9 protein-coding genes are annotated in these 9,224 nt (G+C 55.1%); 3 read left to right on the forward strand and 6 right to left on the reverse strand.

What is annotated here, in order from left to right:
• Positions 1 to 134: 134 nt before the first annotated feature.
• The 3 genes from RMSM_RS31970 (at position 135) to RMSM_RS31980 (ending at position 3,384) form a co-directional block, all read left to right on the forward strand.
• Entirely contained in the window at positions 135 to 587 is a 453-nt protein-coding gene (locus tag RMSM_RS31970) for a hypothetical protein (protein ID WP_008707421.1), read from the forward strand.
• A 159-nt stretch (positions 588 to 746) separates the two neighbouring features.
• Complete coding sequence (locus tag RMSM_RS31975; protein ID WP_040770642.1) at positions 747 to 2,108, forward strand: sigma-54-dependent transcriptional regulator; 1,362 nt, start codon at positions 747 to 749, stop codon at positions 2,106 to 2,108.
• A 130-nt stretch (positions 2,109 to 2,238) separates the two neighbouring features.
• Positions 2,239 to 3,384 (forward strand): SGNH/GDSL hydrolase family protein, encoded by a 1,146-nt coding sequence (locus RMSM_RS31980; RefSeq protein WP_008707423.1) that lies wholly within the window; start codon positions 2,239 to 2,241, stop codon positions 3,382 to 3,384.
• Here RMSM_RS31980 and RMSM_RS31985 read toward each other — a convergent pair.
• The 6 genes from RMSM_RS31985 to lpxD form a co-directional block, all read right to left on the reverse strand.
• Positions 3,381 to 4,757: a methyltransferase RsmF C-terminal domain-like protein gene (locus RMSM_RS31985; protein ID WP_008707424.1), complete on the reverse strand. Its 1,377-nt coding sequence runs from the start codon at positions 4,755 to 4,757 to the stop codon at positions 3,381 to 3,383. The genes RMSM_RS31980 and RMSM_RS31985 overlap by 4 nt on opposite strands.
• Positions 4,754 to 5,080 carry a hypothetical protein gene (locus RMSM_RS31990; protein WP_040770643.1) on the reverse strand — a complete coding sequence of 109 codons (327 nt, stop codon included), beginning with the start codon at positions 5,078 to 5,080 and terminating at the stop codon, positions 4,754 to 4,756. Before RMSM_RS31990 ends, RMSM_RS31985 begins: the two co-directional genes overlap by 4 nt.
• Positions 5,081 to 5,202: 122 nt before the next feature.
• Positions 5,203 to 5,808, reverse strand: coding sequence for a SpoVG family protein (locus RMSM_RS31995; RefSeq protein WP_040770644.1), 606 nt, complete (start codon positions 5,806 to 5,808; stop codon positions 5,203 to 5,205).
• A 94-nt stretch (positions 5,809 to 5,902) separates the two neighbouring features.
• On the reverse strand, positions 5,903 to 6,922 hold the full coding sequence (locus tag RMSM_RS32000) for a 4-(cytidine 5'-diphospho)-2-C-methyl-D-erythritol kinase (protein WP_008707428.1): 1,020 nt from the start codon (positions 6,920 to 6,922) through the stop codon (positions 5,903 to 5,905).
• A gap of 87 nt (positions 6,923 to 7,009) precedes the next feature.
• The gene (locus RMSM_RS32005; RefSeq protein ID WP_008707430.1) at positions 7,010 to 7,927 is read right to left on the reverse strand and encodes an LpxI family protein; all 918 of its coding nucleotides are present in this window, start codon (positions 7,925 to 7,927) and stop codon (positions 7,010 to 7,012) included.
• A gap of 2 nt (positions 7,928 to 7,929) precedes the next feature.
• Complete coding sequence (gene lpxD, locus RMSM_RS32010) at positions 7,930 to 9,030, reverse strand: UDP-3-O-(3-hydroxymyristoyl)glucosamine N-acyltransferase (RefSeq protein WP_008707433.1); 1,101 nt, start codon at positions 9,028 to 9,030, stop codon at positions 7,930 to 7,932.
• Between the last annotated feature and the right edge of the window lie 194 nt (positions 9,031 to 9,224).

The following is a 9,224-nucleotide window of genomic DNA, read 5'->3' on the forward strand; positions in this document are numbered from 1 at the left end:
CAGCGAAAGTTGGGAAACGTGATGATCAACGGCCAGCCGTTTTCCCGAATCGATCCGCTGCATCAAACGATCGTCCTGAAAATCATTTCGCATCTCGAGGGAGAGACGATCGAAGATAAGTCGCAGCTTTCTGCATGGGCAAAAAAACGCTGACAGCGGACCCAAAGACTTATCCACTCGAAGGCGTCCTGCTGGCACTCGAAAGTGGCGACCAAATTAGCGTTCCGTTCTTTTTGTTTGACAAAAAGGAACTCGCCGTCCTGCAGCCTGGCTGGGAACATTGGCTCAGCCAAACCGAGGACGAAGCAGCTCGTGAACGTGAAAGTTTGATGGTCCAAACCTCGGCGATGCAGTACCAGCGTGAACGACAGCAGGACTATCAAATTGAGCGGATGAAGCTTGATATGCTTGCTGCGGCGACGGGATTGACTTCGATCTGGGAAGTTTTACTGAAACCACGTCCCGGTGTTTATGGTCGCCGCACTAGCGTCATGGTGACCGCCCAAAATAGTGCAATCGCGATGCGGATGGTGACGGCACGCTATCCCGGTTACGCCGTGGTCGGGGTGCGGCGGGCCAGCAACTAAGCTATCGGATTTGCAAAGCCCACTCCATCATGAAGCCCGCCCCATCATAAAGCTGGTGCATGTGGCATCCCCTTTCTTGGTCGCGACACGATCCGACGTTTGATCGCCGCATCAACGTCGATGTGGAAACGCGGTTTTCTTTTCATGAAAGTTTCTTGAATGAGTTCTGAACCATTCGCCGTACTGATTGTGGATGACGAGCCGAATATTCGCTCGGGATTGGCAAAGGGGCTCGCGGGCGAAGCCGACCTTGTTAAGACTGCGGGCGATGCGGATGACGCGCTGGACCAATTCGCCAAAGGGGCGTTCCAATTGGTGATTGCCGACGTGCGTTTGAATAGCAGCATGACGGGGATCGAACTGTTAGAGAAGATTCGATATCTGCGTCCGACCACCGCAGTGATCGTAATCACCGCGCACGGGACCGTCGAAACGGCTGTCGAAGCGATGCGAGCGGGCGCGTTTGATTTTGTCTTAAAACCGCTCGACTTGAATTTGATTCGTCAACAAGTTCGCAAGGCGCGAGAGTACTATCAGTTGCGAGTCGAGAATCGGCAATTGAGAACGCAGTTGGCAGGGGCGGGGAAGGTCTCGGATATCATTGGCAATGGCGCCGCGATGCACGCGGTGTTTCAGCAGATTCGTCAGGTGGCCGCTACCGAAGCGACCGTTTTGGTTCAGGGAGAAAGTGGAACGGGAAAGGAATTAATCGCCCGCGCCCTGCATGACCTTAGTGAACGAAGCAGCGGTCCGTTCATCGCCGTGAATCTCGGCGCGATGCCCGAGAATCTGCTCGAAAGTGAGCTGTTTGGTCACGAAAAAGGCTCGTTTAGTGGCGCCTCGCGACAAAAACCGGGATGCTTTGAACAAGCTGCTGGCGGGACGTTGTTTCTAGACGAAGTGACAGAAATGTCGGCGAAAAGCCAAGTTGATTTGCTGCGAGTGCTCGAATCACGCGTGTTCACCCGCGTCGGGGGCGAGGAACGGATTGACGCCGACGTCCGGATTGTCTCGGCAACCAACCGTTCGGTGCAAGAGTTGATCGAAGAAGGCGTGTTTCGCGAGGACTTGTTTTACCGGTTGAACGTGATTCCTATCGAAGTCCCGCCGCTACGAGCACGTCGTGAAGATATTCCGTTGCTGGTCGAGCATTTTTTAGAACAGTTTTGTAAGCGACATTCGCGCGACGCGAAACAGCTCTCGCCTGCCGCGATGCAAACGCTCGTTTCCTCTAATTGGCCCGGTAACGTACGGCAACTGCGGAACATGATGGAACGGATTGTGGTGACCCACAGCGGCGAAGTCATTCATCATGACGAATTGCCTGCGGAATTGACCCGTACTCCAAGCCCGGCAAACAAAGCGATCGTGCCCTTAGCCGAAGCGGTCGAAGCCTGCGAACGTGAAACGATCGCCATCGCACTGAATGCCTATGATCTGCATCGCGATAAAACTGCCAAAGCGCTCGGGATCAGCGTGCGAACACTGCACTACAAGATGAGCCGCTATAATTTGCACTAACGCGAGGCGGTCGCCGTTGTGTTTCGCCGCTTTGCACACATTCGCAGCCTACCCTTTGATTGCCTCTTGCCGGTTTGTGCGTCAGCAATCCGGCATCCCTTCCTTCCCTCTGACGCGTTGAGATGAATTAATGGTTACTCTGTTTCCGCGTGTTGTCGCCGCTTGGATGGTTTTGCAGGCTTCGTTGTTGTTGGCTCAAGACGTGTCGATTGACACGTTGGATCCCGAAATGGCGGTCAGCAAAGAATCCGTCGGAGGAATCGATTGGTACGACGTGACGCAGTGGGGTGCCGAAGGCCGTATTCTGCCCGAACAAGAACGGCAGCGATGGTTTGACCGCTTGCCCTCATCCGCCCAGGGATCGGTAACTAAAAATGTTTGGAATCTAAGTCGTGATAGCGCCGGAATGATGGTGCGGTTCACCACCGACGCCACCGCCATCCACGTCCATTACAAATTGAAAGATGCGGGGTTGGCAATGCCGCATATGCCCGCGACCGGAGTCAGTGGGGTCGATTTGTATGCGCGTGACCGGCACGGTGATTGGAGATGGGTTCAGGTCGCCAAGCCGTCGTCGCAAGAAGTGAAAGTGGAGATCGTGCGTGGGTTGGCCGAGGGACAACGCGAATATGCTGCCTATTTGCCCCTCTATAACGGCGTCGATTTTATGAAGATCGGAGTAGAGCAAGGCAGTCATTTTGCAGGGCTAAAGCCACGAGAAAATCCGATCGTGTTTTACGGTACCAGTATCACCCACGGTGCCTGTGCCAGTCGGCCGGGGATGGTGCATACCGCGATTTTAGGCCGACGCTTTGACATGCCCGTCGTTAATCTCGGCTTCTCGGGCAACGGGCGAATGGATAAAGCAGTGGGTGACTATCTGGTACAGGTGGATGCGTCTGCGTTCGTGATTGATTGTTTGCCCAACATGGGCCCCGATGCAGTGGCAGAAAAGTGCATTCCGCTAGTCAAACAGATTCGTCAATCGCGTCCAAACACGCCGATCGTGCTGGTCGAAGATCGCCGCAATACCAACGATTGGATCTTGCCGGCTCGTCAGCAGCATCACAGCGAGAATCATGCAGCACTGAAAGCGGCCTACCAACGGCTGGTGGCCGACGGCGTCAGCGGATTGCATTATATCGACGGCGATCATCTGTACGGGGACGATTCCGACGGAGCGACCGATGGTTCGCACGCCAGCGATCTTGGGTTTATGCGACAAGCCGATGTGTTCGAGCCGATTTTGCGTCAAGCCATTCAAACGCAAGATTAGCGGGGCGAAGCCAGTTGTGTGAATCGCGATGCCGTGGGGAGATGATTTTTGCCCAAACCGCGATCGCCTTTGACCCAGCCCAGCGGGCGTCCGTGATATTGAACCACGGTCCAGCCGCGATTCGGACATGGAATCGGGACGCCGCTAAGGTATTGTGCGGCTACGTCGTGATCGACATCCATCGTTTGCAGGCTGCGAAGCGATGTCCCCCGCTGCAGCGCAGCGGCATGCGCGGGTTTCCAAACCTTGCCGGTGCGATGGGCAATCTCGGGCCCCTGTTTGGCAACCCGCTCCACCCAGACAGGTGCATCGCTTGGAATTGCGTACAGTGACGAATCGTTACCAAAGTATCGATGCTCATGTGTTGATTCAGCGAACCATTGATCGAGTTCGACCGTGTTCTTGGCGGGCTTGTTGTTGCGAAACGTCTTGGCCGACCACGATGCTTCCCCATGAATCAGCGACGCGGCGAAGCTGCCCGCACAATCATGGCGATGCGGCCACAGCCGATAGCAGCCCGACGTGATGGGGGATGCATAGGGTTGCAGTGACGGAATCGTCTCCGGTGTGAAGTCGTGCGAATCCATCAAGCCATCGATCTGAGCTTCATTTTCCGCAGCGGCGAAGGTGCAAGTGCTGTAGACCAGTTTTCCACCGGGACGCAGCAAGCGGGTTGCGGCGGACAGAATACGTTGCTGTCGTGATGCGCTGTGTTCGATTTGATGGGGCGAGAGCGCCGAAATCGATTGTCGTTTGCGCGATAACAACGCTTGGCCACTGCATGGAGCATCGACGACGACGACATCGAAACAACCTGTCAACTTCTTGGCCAGATCATCGGGATCCAATTGCGAAATCGCAAACCGATTCGAACCCGTGCGAGACAAATTATGTAGCAACGCAGGGACACGCGAGCGAATCGGTTCGTTTGCCAGCAGAAATCCGGGGTTTTCAAGTGCTTCGAGGATCGCTGTGGCCTTTCCACCTGGCGCGGCACAGAGGTCACATACGATTTGATTCTTGAGTGCATCGGTTTGATGGGCTTGTAACGCGGCGAGTGCCAGCAGCGATCCCGCATCTTGCACGTAATAGTCCCCAGCGGCAAACGCGAGTTCTTTCGATGGACGCGATTGCGTGGACTCGCAGCGGTAACCCAGCGGGTACCACGGCACGGAGACGACCGGAAACGGTAGCGATTCAGGAGGAACCTCGCGACGTAGCCGAATGACGTTCCGGTGACGACTTGATAACGAAGCGACAAATGCATCAAGTTCGGTCGCCGCAAGTTCGATCTGGCCAAGTGCTTCGCGAACCAACGCGTGAAACGAACCGTCATCGAATGACTCGCTTTGCGGAGTCGAAGTCACACTCATGTTTGACGTTCAAACCATCGCCAAGCGGACAATCCCATCGACAACGCTCCGGCAAGCAAAAGCGGCGATGTCAATGTGAACATGATGAACACGATGTGGGCGAGATGCCCCGATCCGTCATCTGGGCCCGCGACAAAATTGTTGCCTAGCAAAACTTCGAGATCGGCTTGAACCGCAGGGACCCGAATCGCATACAACCCGCCAGCGAAAATGACGGCAAAGATCACCATCATCAGCATCATCACAGCAAGGCTGATTTGTGGAAGGCGGCGGCGTCGTGACGATGGAAGCATTTGAGGCGAAAGAGCGGTGGATCGAGTCATGGGCGCGTTGCCCGCAGCACGCCTACTGTACTCTGCCGAAACCCTGATCGTCAATCAACCGCGATGAACGACCTTCCATCACCGCGGATCTTTCATCGCGACGAAGAGGGGGGGACGACGTCCTAGAAAATGCCGGCCCCGAAGTCATCGTCTTCTTGGGAGCCCGCTTTTTCTCGGTTCGGTGTATCCATAAAGTGCGGTCGTTTGGGGCTGCCGCTGTCCGAATCGGGTTCGTCGATCAACGCATCCTGGCCCGAGGATGCGGGTTGTCGGCTTTCGCTTTTCTCGCGAGCGGGCGAGGATGTCGGTCCTGCGTCCTCGTAGCCAAAGTCGTCATCGTAACGCGAACGGTAACCGGGCTCTCGCGACCGGTTAAGTTCGGCGTCAAATTCTTCGATTACCGCGTTTTGAATCAATTCGCGACAATCGCTGTTAATGGGATGAGCAACATCGGCATACAGCTTTTGTGGTGAATCGGTATCGGCATCGACTTGCAATTTGACACCGCAATGGTTGCAGTACGTTGCACGGAGATGGTTTTTGTAACTGCAGCGTTGACAATGCCCTGTTAACTTTCGACTTGGCATTGCCACAAAAGGACCATTCGCGCCATCGATGATTTTTAAGTCGCGAACTACAAAACAACCATCGATCGTGATCGAGCAAAATGCTCGTAAACGATCCTCGGACCCTTCCATTAGCTTGATGCGTATCTCTGAGATCTGCACTGAGTGACCCTCCCTAACCGCGATGGCATTGGAATGCGGATTGTCCGGAGCCTACAGTGCGTCTAAACATGATCAGCAACTCTGGACTTTGAATTTACTCAACTTGGATGCCGGCAGGGACTAGCACCGAACTCGCGGCGACAACCCTCGCGGTCGGTGATGTTTGTCGATCGGCATGTGACCCGTCGCCCCGTTGTTGTACTGCACTATATTGGCTTCGCAATTGTGATGCCAATCGGGATGCTCGGATTGCGGACTCAGCAAGACCGAAGCATGCGGATCCGCTGCCTGTTAATTGACACCCCCGAAGCCCATGATGCCACATCGATTTTAGCATTTCCTCAATTTGCGGTGCGATTTTTGATGCGGGCTCCTGAAGTCGATTACACATATGCGAAGCGATGGACGTCAATTCACCCGTCTGTAACGCTTCGATGAATGCGTCGGCGGGCTGGGGCGAGGCGGAAATTGATGATTCCGAATAAATTTTTGCGGTGGATAGACTTTGAGCTGGGAATAAAACGACCGTGTTAAGCCGGGTGGACAACGCAACAGGGGTAAGGCGTTCACCACGTCCCTGGGCCCTCGCTGCAGTCCATGTCGCGTTTGAATTGCCGAGGAAAAACGGCACATCACTACCCAATTCGGCCGCTAACACACCAAGATCGGGGTGGTCATGAGGGATGCCGCTAAGGGTGGCGGCACAGAGTAGCGCCGAAGCCGCATCGCTGCTGGCCCCGCCCATTCCCGCGCCCGCAGGAATGCTTTTTGCTAGATGGCACGTGAACCCTGTCGTCAATTTGAAGTGCTCTGTGAATCGCGTCAGCGCCCGATGGACAAGATTTCGTGAATCATCAGGAATGCACAGCAGCGAACGTCCGTAATCGGAATCAGGATCGACGCCAAGTTCGCTGGCGATAATTTCCAGTGACGGCATCCATTGGACGGTCAGTTGAACACCGGGGGACTCACTTTGTTGGATGCGGAGCTGGTCACGCCAATCGATCGCAACCATGACGGTGTCGATGTCGTGATAACCATCATCACGCTTGCCCATCAGCTCGAGAAAGAGGTTCAGTTTGGCGGGCGGATGGGTGACCGCGATCGATGACATGGGGAGAGCTTGCACAGAACGTTCTCAGTGAATTCATCGATTGAGGAAGCAACAGCGGTCGACGTCGCCACGGGCCTTGTTGGCCGCTCAGGCGACGTGCGATGCGTTGGTCAAAGAGGTTTCGTTTTCGATCGATGCAACGTCACTTTGCTTCATCGCAACGATCGTGATTCCGTGTCGACGAGCGTCGGCCACGGTTTGGGCTTGGTCCACGACGATCGTTTTTCCTGCTTCGATGGCAATCACGTTTCCGCCGGCTGCGGCGACACGTTGAACGGTTTGTGGACCAATCGTGGGCACATCGAACCGCATGTCTTGGTTTGGTTTGCTGACTTTGACTAACGTCCAACCGCCGCGGCGGCAAAGTTGGCCTGTCCGCTCGATGCAAGCATCGGTACCTTCGATAGCTTCCACGGCAATCACCGTACCGTCTTTGATGGTAATCGATTGTCCGATATCCATGCCACCCATTTGTCTTGCCACGAGCCAGCCCATTTGGACGTCGCGCTGAGCACGGTTCGTTAGAGGTTTGCCGACGAGAGTTCCGTGTTTCACAAGTAGCTCCGGTGCAAAGTCGGTAGCGGCACAGATTTCCATCCCGCTACGCGTGTAGGTATTTGTGACGGCCAATAGCAGGCGATCGTCACGTGCATCGCGTTTGCGGCCAAACAACAGAGGACCAAACGTTCGGATCGCGTGCAGGTCGGGCAAGTGTTTTAGCCATACCGAACCCTGAAATAGGATGTCCGATTTGAACAGCTTGCCCGCCATCGTGACTTGTTTCACGCCATGACGTCGGAAGTAGCGGATGTGTCCACCGACCTTGCCCACGCCAAGCCAGTGGACGTCACTGCATAGCGACTCTAACTCACGACTGGCGTGCCCCTTGATGGCGATGCAGCACACATCACGGCCTTCGCGAACAATGGCCTGAGCGACCTCGATGGGAAAGCTGCCCCATCCTGCGATAATTCCCACTGGCGAATTCGATGCAGGGTTCGTCATTGCTACGCGGCACGTTTTTTGTGGCATCGGATCGAAATCGACTCGGGCGACTTTGCGTCGGACATGGACGCTGTACTCGCTTCCTCGCTTTGCTTGATCATGCGGTCGATGTCGCGACGCAAGTTCTTGATCTCGCGTCGCATCTCGGGCAGTTTTCGCTCGACTGCCATGATTTGCATTTGTTCCCGTTGAGGGGTCGCCGGAGAACCGAGATAGACTTGGTTGCCCTCGCAATCCTCCATCACGCCGGCTTGGGCACCCACGATCGTTTGATCGCCCAGCGTGATGTGATCTTTCAGCCCCACTTGGCCCGCTAAAATGACGTAGTCACCCGTGGTGCAGCTGCCCGCGATGCCGACTTGGCTGCAAATCAAATTGTGACGACCAATTTTGCAATTGTGGGCGACCATGACTTGGTTGTCGATCTTGGTCCCTTCGCCGATGTGGGTGGTGCCATAGGTGCCTCGATCGATCGTCACCGAAGCGCCGATTTCGACATCCGAGTCAATTTTGACATAGCCCAATTGTGCAGTGGGAATGTGACGGCCAGCTTCCTGTCGATAGCCAAACCCATTGGCGCCGATGATGCTACCTGCATGAATCGTCACGCGGTCGCTGATTTGAGTGTTTTCGTAAAGGGTAACGTTGCTGTGAATGACACAGTCGTCACCAATTTGGGTGTTTGGCATTACGACGACGCCTGGCATGATTCGAGTTCGTTGGCCGACCGTTACTCCGGCGCCAAGAATCGCGGAGGGATGGACTCGTGCCGAATCGGCCAGCGTTGCAGACGGATCGATCCCCCAACCCGGCATTTCGAGTGAGACGGGCGGTCGGAAACAGGCCACAATTTTTGTGAATGCTTCGCGTGGATCGCTGACCACGATTTGGGCCATTGAAACATTGTTCAGCGGCTCAGAACAGACGACGGCGGTTGCTTCGGAATCGTCCAGGTCGGCTGCACGACGCGGATCGTCGATCATCGTGACGTGGCCGCTCTTTTCTTCGCCCAACGGAAACGCACCATGGCATACGGTATCGCCATCACCGTTGATGAGCTTTCCTTCGGCCAAAATGGCCAAGCTGCTGAGTCGTTTTTTCATGGAGCGCATCCTTGCCTCGATGTTAGGAGCTGTATTGGAAAAGCGATGCCTGCGTCACCCTCCTTGGGACCGCTCGACACGTCGACACCTAATTGTGCCGCTTCTCCTGCTCGTTTTATATCCGCGTCAAAGAGTTTAGATCAAGATCGATTTGCGAGCGTAAACGCAGCAGATTCATCGAATCTTCATCTGCC

This window comes from Rhodopirellula maiorica SM1 (genome assembly GCF_000346295.1).
GTDB lineage: Bacteria > Planctomycetota > Planctomycetia > Pirellulales > Pirellulaceae > Novipirellula > Novipirellula maiorica.